Annotated in this window: 21 protein-coding genes; 8 read left to right on the top strand and 13 right to left on the bottom strand. The window is 45.8% G+C overall.

Features of this window, described 5'->3' with window-relative positions:
- The first annotated feature begins 52 nt into the window (after positions 1-52).
- The 8 genes from FBF61_RS06490 to FBF61_RS06455 all read left to right on the top strand — a co-directional run bounded on the left by FBF61_RS06490 (position 53) and on the right by FBF61_RS06455 (position 9,389).
- Positions 53-1,459, top strand: coding sequence for an ATP-binding protein (locus FBF61_RS06490; RefSeq protein ID WP_138476397.1), 1,407 nt, complete (start codon positions 53-55; stop codon positions 1,457-1,459).
- A gap of 27 nt (positions 1,460-1,486) precedes the next feature.
- Entirely contained in the window at positions 1,487-3,148 is a 1,662-nt protein-coding gene (locus FBF61_RS06485; RefSeq protein ID WP_138476396.1) for an NAD(P)/FAD-dependent oxidoreductase, read from the top strand.
- Positions 3,148-3,417, top strand: a complete 270-nt coding sequence (locus FBF61_RS06480; protein WP_138476395.1) for a UBP-type zinc finger domain-containing protein — start codon at positions 3,148-3,150, stop codon at positions 3,415-3,417. The genes FBF61_RS06485 and FBF61_RS06480 overlap by 1 nt, the downstream gene beginning before the upstream one ends.
- 36 nt (positions 3,418-3,453) lie before the next feature.
- On the top strand, positions 3,454-4,359 hold the full coding sequence (locus FBF61_RS06475) for a helix-turn-helix domain-containing protein (RefSeq protein WP_138476394.1): 906 nt from the start codon (positions 3,454-3,456) through the stop codon (positions 4,357-4,359).
- 93 nt (positions 4,360-4,452) lie between these two features.
- The gene (locus FBF61_RS06470) at positions 4,453-5,217 is read left to right on the top strand and encodes an SDR family NAD(P)-dependent oxidoreductase (protein WP_138476393.1); all 765 of its coding nucleotides are present in this window, start codon (positions 4,453-4,455) and stop codon (positions 5,215-5,217) included.
- A gap of 82 nt (positions 5,218-5,299) precedes the next feature.
- Entirely contained in the window at positions 5,300-5,722 is a 423-nt protein-coding gene (locus tag FBF61_RS06465; protein WP_138476392.1) for a response regulator, read from the top strand.
- 29 nt (positions 5,723-5,751) lie between these two features.
- A complete protein-coding gene (locus FBF61_RS06460) occupies positions 5,752-7,089 on the top strand; it encodes a sigma-54-dependent transcriptional regulator (RefSeq protein ID WP_138476391.1) in 1,338 nt (445 codons plus the stop codon).
- Positions 7,090-7,529: 440 nt separating this feature from the next.
- Positions 7,530-9,389, top strand: a complete 1,860-nt coding sequence (locus tag FBF61_RS06455; RefSeq protein ID WP_138476390.1) for a T9SS type A sorting domain-containing protein — start codon at positions 7,530-7,532, stop codon at positions 9,387-9,389.
- A 94-nt stretch (positions 9,390-9,483) separates the two neighbouring features.
- Here FBF61_RS06455 and FBF61_RS06450 read toward each other — a convergent pair whose 3' ends face one another.
- The 13 genes from FBF61_RS06450 to FBF61_RS06390 all read right to left on the bottom strand — a co-directional run bounded on the left by FBF61_RS06450 (position 9,484) and on the right by FBF61_RS06390 (position 22,091).
- Positions 9,484-10,347, bottom strand: coding sequence for a helix-turn-helix domain-containing protein (locus FBF61_RS06450; protein ID WP_205748241.1), 864 nt, complete (start codon positions 10,345-10,347; stop codon positions 9,484-9,486).
- 67 nt (positions 10,348-10,414) lie between these two features.
- The gene (locus FBF61_RS06445) at positions 10,415-11,425 is read right to left on the bottom strand and encodes an aldo/keto reductase (RefSeq protein WP_138476388.1); all 1,011 of its coding nucleotides are present in this window, start codon (positions 11,423-11,425) and stop codon (positions 10,415-10,417) included.
- Positions 11,426-11,524: 99 nt separating this feature from the next.
- On the bottom strand, positions 11,525-12,466 hold the full coding sequence (locus FBF61_RS06440) for an L-histidine N(alpha)-methyltransferase (protein WP_138476387.1): 942 nt from the start codon (positions 12,464-12,466) through the stop codon (positions 11,525-11,527).
- An 18-nt stretch (positions 12,467-12,484) separates the two neighbouring features.
- On the bottom strand, positions 12,485-13,642 hold the full coding sequence (gene egtB, locus FBF61_RS06435; RefSeq protein WP_138476386.1) for an ergothioneine biosynthesis protein EgtB: 1,158 nt from the start codon (positions 13,640-13,642) through the stop codon (positions 12,485-12,487).
- Entirely contained in the window at positions 13,623-15,200 is a 1,578-nt protein-coding gene (locus FBF61_RS06430) for an ABC transporter permease/substrate-binding protein (RefSeq protein WP_138476385.1), read from the bottom strand. The genes egtB and FBF61_RS06430 overlap by 20 nt, the downstream gene beginning before the upstream one ends.
- Positions 15,201-16,160, bottom strand: coding sequence for an ABC transporter ATP-binding protein (locus tag FBF61_RS06425; RefSeq protein ID WP_310590262.1), 960 nt, complete (start codon positions 16,158-16,160; stop codon positions 15,201-15,203).
- A gap of 72 nt (positions 16,161-16,232) precedes the next feature.
- Complete coding sequence (locus FBF61_RS06420; RefSeq protein WP_138476384.1) at positions 16,233-17,615, bottom strand: mercuric reductase; 1,383 nt, start codon at positions 17,613-17,615, stop codon at positions 16,233-16,235.
- A gap of 147 nt (positions 17,616-17,762) precedes the next feature.
- On the bottom strand, positions 17,763-18,698 hold the full coding sequence (locus tag FBF61_RS06415; RefSeq protein WP_138476383.1) for a bifunctional riboflavin kinase/FAD synthetase: 936 nt from the start codon (positions 18,696-18,698) through the stop codon (positions 17,763-17,765).
- Complete coding sequence (gene truB, locus FBF61_RS06410; RefSeq protein WP_138476382.1) at positions 18,695-19,396, bottom strand: tRNA pseudouridine(55) synthase TruB; 702 nt, start codon at positions 19,394-19,396, stop codon at positions 18,695-18,697. The genes FBF61_RS06415 and truB overlap by 4 nt, the downstream gene beginning before the upstream one ends.
- Positions 19,397-19,428: 32 nt before the next feature.
- Positions 19,429-20,208 (bottom strand): undecaprenyl-diphosphate phosphatase, encoded by a 780-nt coding sequence (locus tag FBF61_RS06405; RefSeq protein ID WP_138476381.1) that lies wholly within the window; start codon positions 20,206-20,208, stop codon positions 19,429-19,431.
- Positions 20,205-20,420, bottom strand: coding sequence for a DUF3098 domain-containing protein (locus FBF61_RS06400; RefSeq protein ID WP_138476380.1), 216 nt, complete (start codon positions 20,418-20,420; stop codon positions 20,205-20,207). The genes FBF61_RS06405 and FBF61_RS06400 overlap by 4 nt, the downstream gene beginning before the upstream one ends.
- A 60-nt stretch (positions 20,421-20,480) precedes the next feature.
- Positions 20,481-21,359, bottom strand: coding sequence for a cell division protein FtsX (locus FBF61_RS06395; RefSeq protein WP_138476379.1), 879 nt, complete (start codon positions 21,357-21,359; stop codon positions 20,481-20,483).
- Positions 21,360-21,494: 135 nt separating this feature from the next.
- Positions 21,495-22,091, bottom strand: coding sequence for a bifunctional nuclease family protein (locus tag FBF61_RS06390; RefSeq protein ID WP_138476378.1), 597 nt, complete (start codon positions 22,089-22,091; stop codon positions 21,495-21,497).
- Positions 22,092-22,125: the final 34 nt, after the last annotated feature.

Below are 22,125 nucleotides of genomic sequence, written 5' to 3'. Positions count from 1 at the left end.
CCTTAAATATTTTGGAAATTAGGAGATTGAGATACCACAACCTTTTCTTTTCATGAAGGACATCAACGTAGCGGATTTAAAGTCTATTGAAGTGTTTCACAATGTTCCGGATGATCAGCTGCAATGGATGATCGACCGGAGCGTGCATTATGAGTTGCAGGAAGGCGAAAATATGGGCGTACCCGAGGAGCCTATGACCGGCACACATGTGATTATCAGCGGGCGGATAGAACTTTACCGTTTACAAAACAACACAAAACATACCATTGCCGAGTTTACCAGTGGAGCCGTTACGGGGATTTTGCCTTTCTCAAGAGGTAAGGTCTACATTGCTTATGCGCAGTGCCGGGAACTGACGCAGGTCATGACTTTTCCCAAAGAACACCTGAAGGAACTCATCGTGTCACATTATGAGCTCACGCAGGCGCTGGTGATTGTGATGACGTCCCGCGTAAGGGAATTCACGTCCCTGGAACAGCAGAATGAAAAAATGATGGCGCTGGGAAAATTATCCGCCGGCCTCGCCCATGAACTGAATAATCCTGCTTCCGCAATTGTGCGCGGCTCAGCTTCGCTGAGAAAACATTTGCAGCTTCAGCCGGATGCTTTCAAAAAGCTGATTTCTGTAAAAATGCCCCCGGAGGAAATAGACGTGGTCATTGCGAGTATGTTTGCTGCCCTGGCAAGTACCGAACGTCCCGTACTGACGATGATGCAGCGGTCGGAAAAAGAAAACGAAATCATGGACTGGCTTGACGACCATCAGGTAACGGATTCGATGGACATGGCTGAAAATTTCGTCGAATTCGGTTTTGACGAGGCAAAGCTGAATGAACTTACACACCACATCCCTGCATCCGACCTGTCGCCGATACTGACCTGGATCAACATCAATCTTACTACCGAGCGCATGGTAACGGACATTCAGGAAGCCTCGAAAAGAATTGCTGACCTGATCGGCGCGGTGAAAAATTTCACACACATGGACAGGGGTGGAGAGAAAGAATTTACAGATATTCACACCGGCATCAGAAATACGCTGACCATGCTCACCTACAAGCTCAAAAAAGGCAATGTAAAAGTGACAGAGAAATTTGATCTCACGCTTCCGCCGGTGAAAGCTATGGTGGGCGAGCTGAATCAGGTCTGGACGAACCTGATCGATAATGCGATCGACGCGCTGGAAAATCAGCCTGAACCGGAACTGACGCTGATCACCGAGCGGGACAAGGAGTTTGTGAAAGTTACGATTTGCGATAACGGTCCGGGTATCCCGGAGGAAATCAAAACGAGGATTTTTGACCCTTTTTTTACCACGAAATCAATCGGAAAGGGAACAGGTTTAGGGTTGGATGTTGTTCAGCGGATTGTAAAACAGCATCATGGATCGGTGACCCTGCATTCCCGGCCGGGAAGAACCGAATTCCAGGTTTGTTTCCCGATCAACGGACAAGTTTAGTTTTCATCATTTAATAAAACACTCATCATGGGTTTGCCCATTATATTCTCAATTGACGACGATCTGCAGGTTTTAAGGGCAATCAGTCGCGATCTGAAAGCGCATTACAGAGATAACTACCGGGTGCTGAGCACATCTTCCGTCAGCGAGGCTATGGAAAGTCTGCTGGATTTACAGAACAGGGGCGAAGAAGTGGCGATATTTATTTCAGACCAGCGGATGCCTGAGATGCAGGGGGTTGATTTTCTGGAAAAAGCAATGGTACTTTTTCCTTTTGCCAAAAGGGTTTTGCTGACTGCCTATTCAGATACCGAAGCCGCGATCAAGGCCATTAATGATGTGGGGCTGGATTATTACCTCATGAAACCCTGGGATCCCCCGGAAGAAAAGCTCTATCCTGCCGTTGACGAATTATTGCGTGACTGGCAGGCAAATTACCGTCCGGATTTCACGGGTATCAAGGTGATTGGGTACCAATTTTCGCCAAAATCGCATGAAATAAAAGATTTTCTGGCCGGAAACCTGGTGCCGTATATGTGGCTGGATGCTGCTTCCAGCGAAGCAGGCAAACAGATCATTGCCACCAATAACCTTTGTCCGGTGGATTTCCCGGCTGTGATATTTGAGAACGGCACTGTTTTGAAAACCCCGTCACTGATCGACATAGCATCGCAGATCGGGCTGAATGCCAAAGTAAAACAGCAGATTTACGATGTGATCATCATAGGGGCCGGGCCCGCCGGACTTGCGGCGTCTGTTTACGGAGCGTCAGAAGGATTGAGCACTTTGCTGATCGAACGGAAAGCACCGGGCGGACAGGCCGGGACGAGTTCAAGGATCGAGAATTACCTTGGTTTTCCTACCGGTTTGAGCGGAGCGGAACTGACGCGCCGGGCGGTAACGCAGGCAGCGCGGTTTGGTACGGAGGTACTTTCACCACAGTCGGTGAAGGAGATCAAATTAAAGGATAAATATAAAACGATTGTCCTGGAAGACGGGAGCGAGATCAACGCAAAAGCGGTGGTGATCACAACAGGTGTCGACTACCGAAAGCTTGAAACCAAAGGAATAGGTGAATTTACGGGTAGAGGCATCTACTACGGAGCCGCGAGCACAGAGGCCAGCTCTTGCGGAAACAAGGATGTTTATGTGTTGGGAGGCGGGAATTCGGCGGGGCAGGCGGCGATGTATTTATCCAAATTCGCAAGAAATGTATATGTTATCGTGCGCAAAAATGACCTTACCTCGTCCATGTCGTCTTATCTGATAGACCAGATCAGCAATACTGACAATATCAGGGTGCTGGGCTGCACAGAGATACTGGAAGCTAAAGGCAGTGACCATCTGGAAGGACTTGCCCTTGTTGACCTGAATACCGGAGAGGAACGGGAAGTGCCGGCGGACGCGTTATTTATCTTCATAGGCGCCAGGCCGTATACAGATTGGGTGGGACTGGAGATTTTGAAAAACAGCAAAGGGTTCATCGAAACAGGGCGCGATATGAAGGCCCATGAAAGATTTGGCCAGATCTGGAAAATGCAGCGCGATCCTTACCTGTTGGAAACCAGCTCACCGGGAATTTTTGCAGCCGGAGACGTCCGTGCGGGAGCTATGAACCGGGTTACGTCAGCGGTGGGAGAGGGTTCTATGTCGATCAGTTTTGTTCATCAGTATTTAAATGAAATATAATGGGAGAAGTTTGTAGCCACATCACGGAAATCACAGAAATCAAGACTGCTGACAAGTATGTTTGCGAAGAATGTGTGAAAGCAGGCGGCAGATGGGTACACCTGCGTACCTGCCAGACCTGCGGAGTAACCCTATGCTGCGACAGTTCGCCTGCGAAACATGCCACACAGCATTTTCTGCAGACGGGCCACCCGGTCGTTATTTCATCGGAGCCGGGCGAAAAATGGCTTTGGTGCTATGCCGACGAATCTTTCGCGGAATATGAATAGCCTGATATCCTGATTTGAATTTCGTAATTTCGGGGTATGAACAAGCCAGCCACTGTACAGGATTTTTACAAAGATACTTCACAGATTGTCCCGGAGGCGATCCAGAAGGAGATAGGGCATTTTAATGTTTTCAGGATCGAGGATCTGCATCGCGGATCGAAGAACCGGACAATGCCTTATAACCGCAGGGCCTACTATAAAATCAGTCTGATCATTGGCAGGAACCGGGCGGAGTATGCGGATAAGGTGATTGATATTGAGCGAAATGCGCTCCTGTTTGCCACCCCTCAGATACCCTACAATTACGAACCTCTGGACGATGACCAGTCCGGGGCATTCTGCATTTTCACGGAAGACTTTCTTACCCAGGACAATAGCGGCGTCAGGCTGAAAGACCTTCCGGTATTTCAGCCGGGAGGCGACCCGATCTTCTTTCTCTCCGATGAACAGATTGAAGAGATCCGGTTCATTTTTAAAAAAATGTTCAGGGAAATAGCGTCTGACTATACCTTTAAGTACGATCTGCTCAGGAATTATGTGATAGAGCTCATCCACACCGGGCAGAAATTACAGCCTGCGACCTCGCTCTTTGTCGAGACTAATGCTTACAGAAGGGTTTCTTCACTTTTTATAGAATTGCTGGAACGACAGTTTCCAGTTGAGCCCCCGCACCAGAAGCTGCGCTTCCGTTCGGCGAAAGACTATGCCGATCAGCTGTCGATCCACGTGAACTATCTCAATAAAGTTTTGAAGGAAATTACCGGAAAAACGACGACGGAGCTGATCCTTGAAAGGATCATCAAGGAAGCAAAGATCCTTTTGAAACATACAGACTGGAACATAGCAGAAATCGCATACAGCCTGGGGTTTGAAGAACCTTCCCATTTTAACAACCTCTTCAAAAAACATACATCTGTCAGCCCACGCGCTTTCCGGCTGTGAGATTTGAATTTTGTAATTTTTGATTTGAAACCGGCAGCTTTTCGGGACCCGGTGCCTCTACCTTTGTTTCATTCATTTAAAACAAAGAAAAAAATGGAATCAGGAAACAAAATCGCGCTGGTTACAGGCGCAAGCCGCGGATTGGGTAAAAATATGGCGCTTAACCTGGCTAAGCAAGGGGCGGACATCATAGCAGTTTACAAAACGAACGAAGCGGACGCTCAGGCCACAGTTACAGAAATTGAAGGACTCGGCAGGCAGGCCGTAGCATTGCAGCTGGACACTTCGGACACCAGATCTTTTACAAGTTTTTTCAACAAACTATCGGAAAACCTACAGACAAAATGGGGTAGGAATAATTTTGATTTCCTCATCAATAATGCAGGAATTGGTATTCACAGCCCTTTCGCCGAGACGACGGAGGATTCGTTTGACGAGCTGATGAATGTCCATTTCAAGGGTGTTTTCTTCCTGACACAAAAAGCGCTTCCTTATATTGCTGACAACGGGAGGATCGTTAACCTGTCTACCGGACTGACCAGATTTGCGACGCCCGGTTACGCCGCTTATGCATCTGTGAAAGGTGCAGTAGAAACCCTGACGAAGTATCTCGCCAAAGAACTGGGACACCGTGGTATTACCGTTAACCTTGTCGCGCCCGGCATTATCCACACCGACTTTACGAAAGGGGCTTTCGAGCACCAGCCTCAGCTGGAAGATGCGATGAATTCCGTCACGGCATTGGGAAGGGTTGGCCAGCCCCAGGACATCGGAGGGATCGTGGCGTTTTTGTGTTCGGAGGAAGCAGGCTGGATCACAGCACAGCGTATCGAGGCATCGGGCGGTATGTTTCTATAAATGTAGGGCAGTTGCCATATTGGTATTGGTTCGAATATATACGATATTTACCCCGGTGTTTTACTTAACAACGATCCCGGGAATGTCACTAAAAGGGCCAATCATTGCGATTGAGGATGATGCAGACGATCAGTTTTTGCTCAAAAGTGTTATCGAAGAATTAGCGATACCCAACAAGCTTCTATTTTTTGGAAACGGCCTGGAAGCGCTCTTGTATCTGGAAACTACTCTGGAACAGCCGTTTGTAATAATATGTGATATCAATATGCCGGTAATGAACGGTCTGGAGTTGCGTTCGCGGATTGAACAGAACGACTTCCTCAGGAAGAAATCAATTCCTTTTGTTTTTTTCAGTACGGCTGACAATCCACAGATCATCGATAAAGCCTATTCATCGACTATTCAGGGATTTTTTAAGAAAGAAAGCAATTTCGACGAACTTAAAAGGAGGTTCAGAATAATATATGACTACTGGTCCTGCTGCCTGCATCCTAACAACTTTTAACCGATCATTGCCGTACCGCCTCTGAAAGCATGAAAAAAATACTGATCATTGATGATGAGGAAAAACTAAGGGGATTGCTGGCCAGGATTATCAGGCTTGAAGGTTTTGAAGTAACGGAGGCGGCAGATTTCAGATCAGCCTGGAAAAAGCTCGACCAGGCGGAAACAGACATTGTGCTTTGCGACGTGAAACTCCCCGACGGGAACGGTGTGGAAATGATCAGGGCAATCCGTGACAAATATCCTGCACTGGAAGTAATCCTTCTCACTGCCTATGGAAATATTCCTGACGGTGTTCAGGCGATAAAAAACGGGGCTTTTGATTACATTACCAAAGGTGACGACAACAATAAGATCATCCCGCTGATTTACCGCGCCCTGGAAAAGGCTGAGTTGAATAAAAGGGTTTTAAACCTTGAAAAACAGCTGGGAGAGAAAAGATCGTTTGACTCAATCATCGGGAAATCGAAAAGCCTGCTGGCTTGTATTGATCTTGCAAAAAGGGTGGCCCCGACCGATACAACGGTCCTGCTTCTGGGCGAGACAGGGACGGGGAAAGAGGTTTTTGCACAATCGATTCACCAGGCGAGTAACAGGGCCAGGAAGCCTTTTGTGGCTATCAACTGTTCTGCGTTCGGTAAAGATCTGCTCGAAAGCGAGATGTTCGGACACAAGGCGGGGGCATTTACGGGAGCAATAAGGGACAAGAAAGGATTGTTTGAAGAAGCCAGCTCCGGAACCATCTTTTTGGATGAGATCGGGGAGCTGGCTCTGGAACTACAGGCGAAATTACTGCGGGTGCTGGAAACGGGCGAATTTATCAAGATCGGCGAAACGCATCCTACGAAGGTGAATGTGCGAATTATTGCCGCTACCAACCGGAACCTGCCAAAGCTGATCGATTCAGGAGAGTTCAGGAGCGATTTGTTTTATAGATTGTCGGTTTTCCAGATTACGATCCCGGCACTCCGCGAGCGGGTTACCGATATTGCGGCGCTTGCGAACCATTTTGCTGCTATATTTTCGATTAAGGCCAATAAAAAAATCAAGTCACTGTCGGCTGGTTTTGTTGCTGCCCTGGAGCGTAATCCGTGGAACGGGAATATCCGTGAACTGAAAAACGTGATTGAACGAAGTGTCATCCTAACCGACGGACAGGAACTGGATGTGGAAAGCCTGCCATTTGAATTTGCGCAGCCACTGACGGACAATTCAAAAAATATGTCTGCATTTTCACTGGCGAGCGCTGAAAAACTGCATTTTCAAAAAGTATTGAATTACACCAAAGGCAACAAAGCCGAGGCCGCCCGGCTGCTGGAAATCGGCATCGCTACGCTTTACAGGAAAATTGAGGAATATAAGTTGTGAGATGATGCTTTGGTGCACCGAGGCATAATAGTTCTGGAGTATAGGCAGTACCGTTACGTTAGTTCAGTTTAAAACGTTTCGAAATGCAACAATTCAGAACGGCTGCCAGGTAATCTTCAAGAGCGATCCTTTCGATAAGAAACCTAACAGTGGTAGGTTGAGGAAATATTGCAATTACTTGTGAGAAGTTGAACGTAGGCGTGGCCTACGTTCGAGTTACACCGGTCTGTGACCGGTTATGAAAAAAGCGTATCCGCATTACAGGTGCCGGTTGGAAATCTGGCGGGGCCCAGGTTATGTAATTATTCACGCACCTGCTCAAAGACATACAACAGATCGCAAATGCGTTGGATAACTATTCCTACCGTCTGGTAATTCTTTTACAGTTTACATTACATCCCATATAATTTCAATTCATCATTCAACATAAAAGCACGAATATGGAAAGGAATTATACTGTAATTTTGCTGTTTACATTTTTTTGTACTATCAAACTATACGGACAACCAGGTTCCCTGGATCAGACTTTTGGACAGGGGGGGAAGGTTGTCACGGATGTTGATCAGATTTATAATCAGGTGTGTTCCGTCTTAATTCAAAATGACGGAAAAATTGTTGCAGTAGGGTACTCAACATCCCAGCAAGGCCAAAGTTACATGACGATCATTCGATACATGGCGAATGGATCACTGGATGGATCTTTTGGAGTAAATGGAATTTCAAAAATACAGATCTATGAAATTGCATTTGATCAGGCTTTTTGTGGAGTAATTCAGCCAGATGGCAAAATTGTAATAGCTGGTTGCGCTCACAATGGATACGATTATGACTTTGCAATGGTAAGACTGACTAAATATGGTGCGCGGGATTTGACTTTTGGTTCAGGTGGAATTGTAACAACTGATTTCAACGCCAGCGATGAGAAAGCAAATCAGATCGTGATCCTCCCAAATGGGAAATTAATCTTGGCGGGATATACTATTGACACTTCTGGTTTCCCGGATCATAATCTGGCTTTTGCAAGATACGAGAGCAATGGAAATATTGATACAAGTTTTGGCGCTAATGGCAGTGTTAGTATTAATTTGGGTGATCTGGGTTTTTGGCAGTCTGTGAGAGGCATGGCCTTACAACCGGATGGAAGGATTTTGGCAACCGGATTTACAGAGATTTATGATTTCGAGGAAGATGTCTACAAAAACGTCTTTTTTGTATCCAGACTAAATGAAGATGGCGGCCTGGACAGCTCGTTTGGAGCTAATGGCACTACGATTGCGGATGTTGGAGCTGAGAGTACTGCGCACGCTATTACTATTCAATCAAATGGAAGAATTTTAATCTCAGGCAAAACCAAAGCTGTATTTGGGGGATATGAGGACTTTGCATTGGTGAGGTTTAATTCGGATGGATCTTTTGATAACACTTTTGGCTCTAAAGGGATTGTGCTGGTATCTTTCGACACTACGTCGGATATTGCAATGTCTCTAGTTGTACAGCCGGATAACAAGATCTTGGCGCTTGGTTACACCGCAGTTCAGGCTGGTACTACGCTGGATTTTGCATTAGTAAGATTTAATTCGGATGGGCAGCACGATGTTACTTTTGGTAATAATGGAAGAGTCATAACAGATATCGCTGGAAACTGGGATTTCGGAACAGCCGTGGCTCTTCAAAAGGATGGAAAAATTGTTGTGGGAGGCTATTCCAGGAATGGTTCCGACTATAATTTTGCCTTGGTGAGGTATAATAATGATGCTGCGTTACCAGTGGAGCTGATTTCATTTGATGTAAAATCCTTTGAAAATCATGTTCGCTTGGATTGGCAAACCGGGTCAGAAATAAACAGTTATGGTTTTGAAATACAGCGAAGTAGCGATGGGAAAAGATGGGAACAAATTGAATCTGTAAAAGCGGCTGAATACACAATTAATTCTGTTGAATACCATTTTCTGGACTTAACCCCGAGAGACGGCAAAAACCTGTATCGGCTGAAAATGGTAGATCAGGATCGCACTTATTCATACAGCACGATTCGGTCGGTTCATTTTGCTGGATTAACGTCTCATGAAGAGGTGAAAATATATCCAAATCCTGCAAATGATAAGTTTACGATTGAATTGAAAAATCCGTCCTTGTTTAAAAGCGCGCAACTATTGGATCAGATGGGCAGGCAAGTATTTTATTCCGGAAAGATATTTGAATCAATCGATTTACATAATTTTTCCAACGGCAGTTATTTGCTAATCGTCGAACTGCGCAACGGTTGGAGACATCCGGTCAGAGTGGTGATAGGGAACTAGAATGCCCATTTTTCTTTCAAAATCCTTTGGTCAGGCGTAGGTTCCACCTACCCCCAACGCTGGGATCGGCCTATTTTTGAACTTGCCTCTGACATTAATTACCAACAAAATCCTTCCTGAATGCTGCCGGTGTCAGCCCTGTCTTGCTTTTGAACAACCGGTTAAAATATTGCGGATACTCGAAACCCAGGTTGTAAGCAGTTTCGTTGATCGACAGGTTCGTAGTCAGGAGGATTTCCTTGGCTTTTTCGATCAGTTGATTATGAATATGCTGCTGCGCACTCATGCCTGTGAGCGAGCGGAGCATGTCGCTGAGGTAGTGTGGGGATACATTCATTTGCTCCGCAAGATCATTAACACCGGGTATCCTGCTGATTTGATCTTCACTGAAAATCTGTGAAACCAGTTGTTCGAAACGGGCAACAGGCTCTTGTTCTGCATTGCTGCGGGTAATAAACTGCCTGTTGTAGAATCGGTTAGCATAGTTGAGAAGTAGCTCGATGTGAGAAACGATTACATCCTGACTATACCCGTCAATTTGCTGGCTGTACTCGTCCCGGATATTCCGCATAATCCCGTCAATCAGTTTTTCCTCTTTTTCGGAAAGATGCAATGCTTCATGGAGATGATAGGAGAAAAAACCGTAGCTGGCAATTTTCTTGGCTACCGGGTACTTTCGCAAAAAATCCGGGTGGATCAGCAGCATCCACCCGGTTATTTTAGAATAATCCATTTCCCTGTCCAGGGTGAATACCTGTTTTGGCAAAGAAAAACCCATGACCCCATTGCTGAAATCGTAATACTTGCGGCCATAGCCCAGCCCGTTTCCGATATTTCTCTTTAAAAAAATGCCGTAGAAATTATAGATCAGCTTATCGCCCGGCAGGTCCGGAATTTCCTGCCGGCATCCGATGTCCAGCACGCTGATCAGCGGATGCTCGGGCTGTGGTAAGCCCATGATCCGGTTGTATTCGGATAAGGAGTTGATAATCAGCGGTTCAGGCGATGTTTTTTTTATTTTTTAATTACAGATTTACGCCGGCCATCGCATTCTGGTCGTAGCGGTCGCCGAGAGCAGCTCCGCTTGGAACTATGGATTCCAGATGCGCAAGTTCCTTTTCCGTCAGTATAACATCACTTGCAGCAATATTGTCTTCCACATACTTGACTTTTTTTGTTCCCGGAATGGGTACGGTACCTTTTGCGAGCGTCCAGGCAATGGCCAGCTGTGATGGCGTAATGCCCTTTTCCGATGCGAGTTTCCCGATTTCAGTTACCAGTTCCAGATTTTTATAAAAATTTTCACCCTGAAAACGCGGAATGGTGCGACGGAAATCGTTGGCTGGAAAATCATCGGGCGTTTTGATGTCCCCGGTCAGAAAACCCCGGCCCAGGGGTGAATAGGATACAAAGCCGATGCCCAGTTCATGCAAGGTTTCCAGGATTCCATTGTCTTCCGGACTGCGTTCAAACAAAGAGTACTCTGTCTGAACTGCAGTGACGGGATGAACCGCATGCGCTTTGCGCAAGGTGGCTGCCGAAACTTCCGACAGGCCGATATACCTCACCTTGCCTGACTGAACAAGCTCGGCCATTGCACCAACTGTATCTTCGATCGGCGTTTCAGGATCTACCCTGTGCAAATAATACAGGTCTATGTAATCCGTTCCAAGGTTTTTAAGCGAACGTTCTGCCGATTTTTTTACATAATCGGGCTGGCCATTGATACGCCACGTAAGCTGTTCGTCGTCATCAACTTCGTATCCGAATTTGGTAGCGACAATATATTTCTCACGATTCGTGCCTAATGCCTTCTGTAAGAGCCTTTCATTTAATAACGGACCGTAAAGGTCGGCCGTGTCAAGAAAATTGACGCCCAGTTCCAGCGCACGGTGAATGGTGGCTATGGATTCCGTTTCATTTGCTTGGCCGTAAATATCGTTTCCGGCCAGTGACGTCATGCCCATACAACCGAGTCCCTGCACGGGAACTTCCAGGCCCTGACTTCCTAACTTGATTTTTTTGATGCTGCTCATTATTTAATTTTTAATGTTGCAATGATTACAGCACAAAGGTTGCTTTTCCTGTTGCGAACAGGTTATACAAAACGGGCTAATTTGTATACGAAGCGGAGTTCATTTTACCCATAAGCTATCGGTAAAATAATGTTTGCAATCAAGGAAATGCTCCATGACTGTAAACCCGTTTGCAGAGGCACTATTTTCGATTTCAGGTAATGTATATTTTTTCGAAAGCTCCGTCCGAATCAGTTCGTTTTGTTCAAAATCATAACATTTATCGGTTCGCTGGATATGCACCTTTTGTTTGACGAGGCTTACCAGATAGCTTCTCACTTCTCCGTTCACCGGATTGTAAAAGGAATAAAAATCAAACTGGCTGGTTTTGAAATTACCTCCAAGTTCGCGATTGATCCTATGTAAAAGATTGATATTGAATGCTTTTGTTATTCCTTTTGGGTCGTCGTACGCGTAACGTATCGTCGAGGGGTTCTTTTGCAGATCGAATCCCGTGAGCAGTTTGTCCCCTGTCTTCATACATTGATTGAAGCTCGCAAGAAGACTGTTCACTTCATGCACTTCGTAATTTCCGATGTTGCCTCCGAGAAAAAGAAACAGGCTTGGTACGCCGGAATGCGATAATTCTTCTATCATTGAAAAGTAATTCCCGATCATCGGCCGTATTTTCAGATCAGGCAGATGTTCCAGCATGTTTGCTTCAAGTGCTTCAATCGCCTTTTTTGATATGTCGATCGGGACGTAGGAAAAATCGACATTTGTCTCTACCAGTTTTTTGAGCAGCTGTCGTGTTTTGATACCGTCACCAGCCCCGAACTCGACGATGTTAAAAGGCGCATTGAAATCCAGCTTCTGAATAATCTCTGATCCTTGCATGGACAAGATCTCAAACTCGCAGGCAGTGGGGTAGTACTCCGGCATTTTCATGATTTCCTGAAAAATGCCGCTGCCTATATCGTCGTAAAAATATTTGGAAGAAATATGTTTGAGGGGCGCAGATAGACCTTTATGTATATCTTTTGCAAAAGTATTGTCTGACATAATGGGATGTTAAATCGTTTACTTCACCAGCCGGATACCGGTGTACTGCCAGCGCTCGTGCGCATGAAAAAAATTCCGGTAAGTTTTACGGCTGTGCATCGGGGATGTTGCCACCGACGCCCCCCTCAGAACCATTTGATTCACCATAAATTTTCCGTTGTACTCACCCACGGCACCGGCTGCCTTTGAAAAACCAGGGTAGGGGAGGTAGGCACTGTTCGTCCATTCCCAGCGTAATCCCCAGTTCAATTGTGCGGAAGCAGTTTCCCACTCCAATTCCGTGGGCAGCCTCATGTTTTTCCATTGTGCAAAAGCAGATGCCTCGAAAAAGTTGACATGGCTTAAAATCGCGTCCGGATTGACTCTTTGCAGCCCCGAGAGCGTAAAGTAATGCCACTCGCCTTCTATGTTATACCAATACATCGGTGCCTGCATCTTGTTTTCATTCACCCACGACCAGCCTTCGTCCAGCCATAAATTGAAATCCTGATATCCGCCTGATTCCATAAAAGCGATATAATCGGCATTGGTAACCAGAGACTTACTGATCTCGAATTGGTTGAGATATACCTTGTGCCGGCCAAGCTCATTGTCAAAACAAAAACCCTCGCCTTCAAAACCGATTTCGTAAACACCCTCGGGAATGGTCAGAAAACCGAAATCCTGATTCTGGTCGCCGACAAGATTACGTCCCTCTTTGTATACAGGGAACAATGGGTTATGTCCAAGAATGTATTTGATATCCGTGACAAGCAATTCCTGGTGCTGCTGTTCGTGGTGTAGGCCAAGCTCAATGAGCGAAATAGCAGTTTCGTCCGTCAGGTTGTCGATGAAATCCAGCATACACTGATCCACATATTGACGGTATGCATACACATTCCGGATCGTCGGGCGTGTAACATTTCCCCTGTCCGTTCGCAGCGTCCGGTTACCGATGTTGTTGTAATAACTATTAAAAAGGAAACTGAAATCTTCATTAAAAACCTTGTAGTCGGAAATAAAGGCTTTCAGTATAAATGTTTCAAAAAACCATGTAGAATGTGCCAGGTGCCATTTCGGAGGGCTTACGAACGGAACCGGCTGGGGTACATAATCCTCCGTTTCCAATGGTTCGCAAATCTGTTCCGAGTACTTTCTGACATTGTGATAAGCTTCCCTAATGCTGGTGGTTTTCATTAGATGAATAATTTTTTAAATCTGAAATGTTCTTAATATTCAAGGATTGTGCCTGCGTTCGCCTCATCATCAGGGCGTAGGCGTTATTAAAGCCGATCGGCCGGAGCCAGTTCAGCCTGTATTTACGGGAGAACTCACTTTTGACATAATCAAACACTTTTTCCCGGTCTCCCGAAATTTCATTCAGCTTTGTTCTGGTGGGTTTCAGAATAACCAGCAGACCTGTTCCTGTATATTCCGGGTACATGTCAATTTCATTATTGGTTAATGCATCGAAACAGATTTTTGTTCCACCCAGCCCTGTCCTGGTTTGCACTTTCAGCTCTGTATTACCTTCAATTAACAATTTGTACATATTGACCAGAATGTACTGCTCTGCAAAAATCTTGGAGCCCAGACGGACAACGCCTTTGTTTCCGTCAGTTGGTTTTTTATAGAGATCTTTGGAAAGCAAAAAGTCCAGTGCTACTTTTTCGGGGGATTGTTTGAGGTAATCGACTTTGTAATTCAGTTCTGTCATGACAGAATCATTGATTTTTCCAGCCAGCAGATCCAGTGCATGCTGTAACTCGGGATACCTTTCAAGAACGTCCTCCCTTATAAGGGGAGCGGCATTGTAGGGCGGGAAAATCTTTTTATCATCTTCCAGAGTTACCAGGTTATAGGCTTTGAGCCTGCCGTCAGTGCTGTACCCGCTGATTACATCGATCTTTTTTTCAAAAGCAGCCTTATACATCACCGCATCACTGATCACGACCGTCGGAATATTGAGCTGGTACTTGGATCTAAGGCCAAGATAGCCATCTTCCCGCCCCATAAATTCGGGGGTAAAACCGCCCAGAATTTCGTTTTGAGACAAAGGCGTGAGATAAAATGAGGACAGAGTGACCAGTATGATTGGCAAAAAAACCGATACCTTCCGGAGCCGTTTTACATTCAATTTCTGGACGAGAGAAAGCAGGAAGTCAAAAATGACGGCCAGCAAAGCTGAAGGAATCGCACCGGCCAGGATCATGTTCGAATTGTTTAAAGCAATGCCGCCGAAAATAAATTCGCCCAGTCCTCCGGCGGCGATATACGCTGCCAATGTGGCTACACCTACGTTCACAACAGTAGCGGTCCTGATCCCAGCAAGGATCACGGGCATTGCCAGCGGTAATTCTATGCTAAAAAGGATCTGCCATTTGCTCATCCCCATTCCCCTGGCCGATTCGGTTATCGCAGGGTCTACGCCGTTTATGCCGGTATAAGTATTTCGGATAATGGGAAGCAGAGCATATAAAAATAGCGCTGTAATAGCCGGCAAAGCGCCGATGCCCAAAAGCGGGATCATAAAGCCGAGCAATGCAATACTGGGAATAGTTTGTAAAATTCCCGCAAAACCCAATACAAACCAGGCAGCTTTTCTGCGTTGCGCAATCCAGATCCCGAGTGGCAGGCCGAAAAGGACCGCTACCAAAAGTGAAATGCAGGTAAGCCCGATATGCGCAAAGGTCTGGCTCCACAGCTTGTCGGATTGCTGTACCATAAATTCCCACAAGCTCTGCTGCTCTTCCATTTATCTGCTCTTTTTGAGTTTGTTATACCCCTGATGAAGCAATGAAAAGGATATGGTTTTCACAGATCCCGAGTTCCGGTCCGTGACAGTCACAGTGTCTCGTGCATTGTCCGAAAGCTGCTCCATAGCTTCCCATAAACTCTGACTGTCGGTCAGATCTGCATTTTCAGGAACACTTACTTCCGGCAGGTCATTCCATATTTCCCTGATTTTGATTGCGTTTAATTCCAGTAAAAATTTCTGGTGTCCCAGGAATTTCCGGACAAAATCGTTGGCGGGTTTGAACAGCAATTCCTGTGCAGTACCCGATTGGACAATTTTCCCCTGATCCATCAGCGAGATCTGATCGCCGAGCTCAAAAGCCTCCTGAACGTCGTGGGTTACCATCAAAATCGTTTTCTTTTTTAATTCCGGCAGTTCGAGGAATTCACGGCGGACATCCGTTCGGGTGATCGGGTCGAGTGCTCCGAAAGGTTCGTCCATCAGCAACACAGGCGGATTGGAGATCAATGCTCTTGCCAGGGCGACGCGCTGTTGCTGTCCTCCGCTGAGTTCCCCGGGATATTTGCTGCCGTATTCCGCAGCGGGTAGTTTGAGCTGGTGAAGCAGTTCATCAGATCTTTTTTGTATTTTTTCGCTTCTCCATTTCAGAAGCTTTGGCACCACGGCTATGTTTTCCGCTACTGTGTAGTGAGGGAAAAGACCATTGCTCTGAGATACGTAGCCAATGGTTCGCCGCAGCAGTTCCGGTCGCCGTTCAAAAATATCCTGACCGTTAATTGAAATTTTCCCTGATGATGCTTCGATCAGGCGGTTCAGCATTTTCAGCGTAGTGGTTTTACCGCAGCCGCTCGTGCCCAGCAAAACCATGGTATTCTCTTCCTTTACTTCGAACGAAATATCGTCGACCGCCTTGATATCGTTGAAAGTTTTACTGATGTTTTCGGCGACGACCATCATGTGAAGAAAGGGGTAAAGTTAGGTGCGCAATATAGTCCAGGCGATGATTTATATGTAGCAAAAATAAAAAAACTACGTATCCAGCTTCATGAACAAGTTATTTAAGGACTCCGCGTAGGTGGGGTGCGCAAAAACACCATTGCGTATCTTTTCATAAGTAACGTTGCCCATCATGGCCATTTGCAAGATGGTCACGATCTCGCCTCCCTGTTCCGCAAGTACAGCCGCTCCAAGTATTTTGCCCGTTTTAGCATCCACAACGGCTTTCATCATGCCGCGTTCATCACCCGTCTCTACCGCCCGGGCCACAGCGTAATTTTTTAGAATAGCTACACGAACGTCTAAGCCCTGCGTTTTTGCCTCTTGTTCGGTGATGCCGATACGGCCGAGCTGCGGGTCTATAAACATGCAGTAGGGAACAAGTCTGCCCGCTGTTGAAGCCTTGCCTTTTTCCAGAACATTTTCCGAGATAATCCTGTAATCGTCGTACGAGATATGCGTAAAAGCCGGGCCTCCTTTGACATCTCCCAGGGCATAAATACCTGGTTGACTGGTTTCCAGCTTGTCATTTACTTTTATATAGCCTTTTTCATCGGTTTGGATACCGGATGCAGGCAGGTTTAGCTCCCCGGTCTGTGGTTTCCGACCTGCGGCGATAAGAATATGAGAGCAATGGATCGTGCTTTTTCTGCTGCTTTTCTCAATATGCACTGTTAAGTCGCTACCTTTTTTCACGACAGCCACTGCGTGGCTGTTAGTCATTATTTTAATGTTTTCTTCTGAAAGGATCTTGGTAATCTCTTCGGCAATATCTGCGTCTTCGTGGGTAAGAATGCGTTCCGAAGGTTCCAGTATGGTAATTTCACTCCCAAACCGCCTGAACATTTGTCCGAATTCCAGACCAATATAACCGCTGCCGATGATCAGAAGGTGTTTCGGAAGCTCTTTGAGCTCCATGATGGTAGTGGAAGTCAGGTAATCGATATCCGTTATACCCTCCACGTCGGGAACGTCCGGCGCTAATCCGGTATTGATGAAGATCTGATCCGCGGCGTACTGTTCGGAGTCACCTTTGTTTAGCTTGACGGTAAGCTCTTTCACGCCCGAAAAAGTCGCCGAACCAACAACGAGGTCTAGATTGGCAGTTTCGGAAATTCCTTTTTCGACATTTTTACGCATGGAATTGACTATAGCATTTTTTCGCTTGATGATTGCAGCGAAGTCAATATGCACATTGTCAGCCGTAACACCGAGCGTTTTACCGTGATTCGCTGACCAGGCGTATTTTGCAGATGCAATCATGGCTTTTGTCGGTGAGCAGCCGTCGTTAACACACGTGCCTCCCACCCATCTTTGTTCGATTAATGCCGTTTTTAAGCCGGACTCGGCCAATTTTTTTGCCAAAGGAGTACCTCCCTGGCCGGAACCAATTACAATTGCATCGTATTTTTTCATAGAGCGGCGAGATTTTTCGTTTTTGATACGGTTTTGAAAATGCCTTTGTTTCTGATCACAAAGGATTAGCTGACGTATACCGATACGATATTAAAATTGTGCCGAATACAGGGAAGAAAGAGATGGGGGAGGAAAAGGATGGAGGACTTACTGGTTTCCGGAAAAATAGTTGAGAGCTTGTTCACGGTCGATATTGATCTGACCGACAAGCATATCCAGGCTTTCGAATTTTTGCTCCGGGCGTAGGTAATGCAGCAGTTCGAGTTGCAGGTCTTCTCCGTAAATTTCTTTATCAAAGTCAAAAAGGTGGGCTTCAATTGTTCTCACCGTTCCATCAACCGTCGGCCTCACCCCGATATTGAGCATACCCTTGTATTTCATGTCAAAATGTGTAGCCTCGATAATATAGACGCCGTTGAGCGGAACCAGCTTGTAGGATTCGTGAAGATGCAGGTTGGCGGTGGGAAAGCCGATTGTTCGTCCAAGCTGTTTACCTTTTACAACGGTTCCTGTTAATGTATACGGGCGTCCGAGTAATTCGTTGGCTTCATGTATATGGCCGGTAGTCAGCGAATTACGGATTCTGGAAGAGCTTATGGCCATATTTTCAATGTCGGCACGGGGGATTTCTTCCACCTCGAAGCCATAAGCTGCACAGTTTTTTTTCAGAAATTCAAAACTTCCTTCACGGTTTCTTCCAAAACGGTGGTCATAGCCGATCACCAGTTTTTTCGTGCCAATTTTATCGATCAGGATCTGCTGGATAAATTCATCGGACGAAAGCTCGGAAAAAGCTCTTGTAAAAGGGATTATAGCAAGGTGCTGGATACCCAATTGGGAAAACAGCTCAATTTTTTCGTCGATTGTAGAGAGCAACTGTAGCCCCTGGCTGTCATCAGATACCACAGTTCTCGGGTGCGGCCAGAAAGTAAGCACTAACGATTCGCCTCCGGACTCCTCGCTGATTTCTCTCAGGCGGGAAAGTATTTTTTTATGACCGAGGTGGACACCATCAAAAGTGCCACTCGTAACGACGCCATATTCCAGTTTTTTAAAGGAATCCAGGCTGTGATAAATATTCATTCGTCAACTGGTAACTTCAACTCTATCCTTTTCTGTTTGATGAAATCGGTCAGATTCCAGGCATTTTTTAGTTCAAATGCACCTATTCTTGTCCTGCACAATGCGCTCATGTAAGCGCCGCTCCCGACCAACTGACCAAAATCACGCACAATACTACGAATATAAGTGCCTTTTGAACAAATGATTTTAAAATCCACGGCAGGAAAGTTAATGGGATCAATTTCAAACAGCGAGATTTCTACTATCCGTTTTTTGATTTCTACCTCTTCACCACGTCTTGCTTTTTTGTAAAGCCGCTCACCATCAACCCTTAGTGCGGAGTAAATTGGCGGAGTTTGCTCGATCGTGCCGACAAGCTGTAACCGGGCATTTTCCAGTATTTCGGGAGTAATATGATCAGTTGGATATTCGGCGTCAAATTCAGTCTCCAGATCAACGGACGGAGTTGTTTTTCCCAATACCAAAGTGCCGGTATATTCTTTTTCCTGCGCCTGGTAGAGATCGATTTGCTTCGTCTTTTTGCCGGTACAAAGAATCAGCAGGCCGGTGGCAAGAGGGTCAAGCGTTCCCGCGTGACCGATTTTTTTGAATTTGCAGCCTCTTTTAAGCTTATTAGCTACGTCAAATGAAGTCCATTTGAGGGGCTTGTCAATTAAAATGACCTCGCCTTCATCCTGTATGTTGGTGTCGTTATTCAAATTAAATTAGTAATGTGTTAGGCTGGATATTGTCAGACAACATCCAGTTTGTATCCGGAGGCAAGCAATCCTAACAATACCAGGCCTAGAATGATCCGATAGTAGCCAAAAACTTTGAAGCCGTACTTGGTAAGGAAACTGATGAAGAATTTGATCGCGAGCATCGCTACGACGAAAGCAACCAGGTTGCCGATCAGCAAAACTTTGATGTCCGCCGCTTGAATCGTATCATAGGTTTTCAGCAATTTGTAGCCGCCGGCTGCGGCCATTGTAGGCACCGCCAGGAAAAACGAAAACTCGGCAGCTTGCTTTCTTGATAAACCCTGCAGCATCCCGCCAATGATCGTGGAAGCAGATCTTGACACGCCTGGTATCATTGCAATACATTGAAAAAACCCGATTTTCAGCGCATCAAAGTAAGAAATCTCTCTTTCTTTGGTCGAATCGTTGGCGATCCTGTCAATGAAAATCAGAATGATTCCGCCGACCAGCAGTGAGATAGCCACGACGACTACATTTTCCAGCAAAGCATCGATAAAATCGTTCAACAGGAAACCGATCACTGCCGCTGGCAGAAATGCCACGAAAAGTTTGAAATAAAAGTCGGTGGTTTGAAAAAAACGTTTCCAGTAAAGAACCAGCACGGACAAAATCGCCCCGAATTGAATGTTAACGGTGAACATTTTGGTGAATTCCAGATGACTGATCCCCATAAACGAGGAAGCGATAATCATGTGCCCGGTAGAAGAAACAGGCAGGAACTCGGTAATACCCTCAACAATAGCTAAAATAATCGCCTGCCAAATGCTCATGAATTAGTGGGTTTGCGTAAGATAGCCCAAAACTCAATGATGAAACCGGTGATCGTAACCAGCGGACCAAGGGTCAGTCCCAGAAAACCGAAACCAAATTCTGCACTGTCAAATGTCATGATCAGGAAACCTGCCAGAATAACGGCAATTCCAATCAGCATGGTAGTGTAATTGGATGTTGAAAAAGGAAGACTGTTTTTTGTATTGCTCATGTCTCAGATAGTTTCAATTACTCGTTTTTAATTTTTGCTTTCGTTTTTAACCGCCTGGAATTAATATAGGTCATCAAGCGCCATGCGGAGGTATTTGGCGAGGGACTGATAAGTGCTGGAAACACCCACCAGAATTCCCAGCAGCAAGACGGAACCGATCAGAATAACGATCTTATCATATTCCTGAAGCATAGCCAGCCCTTCTACGTTTCTGATTGCAAGCTGCTGTAAACCAATGAGCAACAGCCCGGCTAGTATACCGCCTACCAATCCCTGAACTGCACCGCGGACTACATAGGGACGTTGTATAAAACCATTGGTAGCGCCTACGAGCTGCATACTTCTGATCAGAAAACGCTGGGAATAAATCGCAAGCTTAATAGTATTGTTCACCAGCAGCACGATAATGATGAGCATGATCAGGGCGAAGCTGGCCAGGACGATGTAGATCTTGGTAACGTTTTTGTTGATATTATCGGCCAGGTCTTCCTGATACACGACCTCATAAACACCTTTAATCTGTTCGAGGTCTTTTTTGATCAGCTGTAGTTTGGCTTCTTCGAAATAATCTTCGTGGATTTTTACCCGGTAACTGTCCCTGAGTGGATTCTCACCCAGAAATGCTGCAAAATCCTCTTTTGTGCCTTCAATAAATTCTTTTGCTGCTTCTTCTTTTGATACGAATGTAATGGGCTTCACCTCTGTTGAGTTGAGCACATAGGGTTTTGTGTTGATAATGCTAAGTACCGAATCCAGGCCGGCTTTGGTTTCTTCTTTGTTCAAAAAAACCCTGACCTCAATATTCTGACGGATAATGGAAACGAGCTTTTTGGATTGTATAACAAGGAGTCCGCAAAAGCCGATCAGGAACAATGCAGCCGTTAGGCTCATGACGATCATGGCATTCGGGTAGCTCCCGATTTTCTTTTTTTTAGGCATAAGAGCGTATGGTTTCGCTAATGTATTCTTCCGGCCGGGAAACAAACGAACAGGGGCAAAAGTAAGGATTAAAAATTCAAAAATGCCCTTTTCGGGCATCCTTAACTATTTTTAACTTATTGCATGTGCATCATTTCAATTTCTTCTGCCCATCTCGTCGCGGATTTTGGCAGCTTTTTCATAGTCTTCTTTTGAAAGCGCATCATCAAGCATGCGCTGAAGATCTTCTGAGGACAGATCCCGCAACTGGTCTTTTCCAGAACCTGTAGTTTTAAGTGTCTCCCGGATTGCATCTTCGTCCTCATCCTCCTCTTCGGCCAGCGAGCTGGAAATAATCCCGGCTTCTGATAAGATGGCTTCATAGGTGTAAATGGGGATATCAAAACGCAAGCCTATGGCTATTGCGTCAGAAGGCCGGGCATCCACTTCCACTTCGCGAAGACCGTCCGTACATACTATTTTAGCGTAAAAGATGCCTTCCTTTAGATCGGAAATGACGATTTCTTTCAGTGTGTAATTCATGCCGTCGGCGAAAGATTTGAACAAATCATGCGTCATGGGACGGTTAGGGACAATGTTTTCGATCTGAACGGCAATCGCCTGCGCCTCGAACACACCAATTATAATTGGCAGACGACGGTTGCCCAGTTCTTCACCCAGGACCAATGCAAATGAACCGGCCTGGGATTGGCTTGGGGAGAGCCCCAATATTTCTAACTTAATTTTTTTCACGTTCAAGCTTGATGCGCAGGATTAATAGACAGTT

The sequence above is a fragment of the Dyadobacter bucti genome, assembly GCF_005869225.1.
In the GTDB taxonomy this organism is placed as follows: domain Bacteria; phylum Bacteroidota; class Bacteroidia; order Cytophagales; family Spirosomataceae; genus Dyadobacter; species Dyadobacter bucti.
The sequence above is the reverse complement of the archived record's forward strand: the minus strand, read 5'-3'. Positions and strand labels throughout refer to the sequence as shown.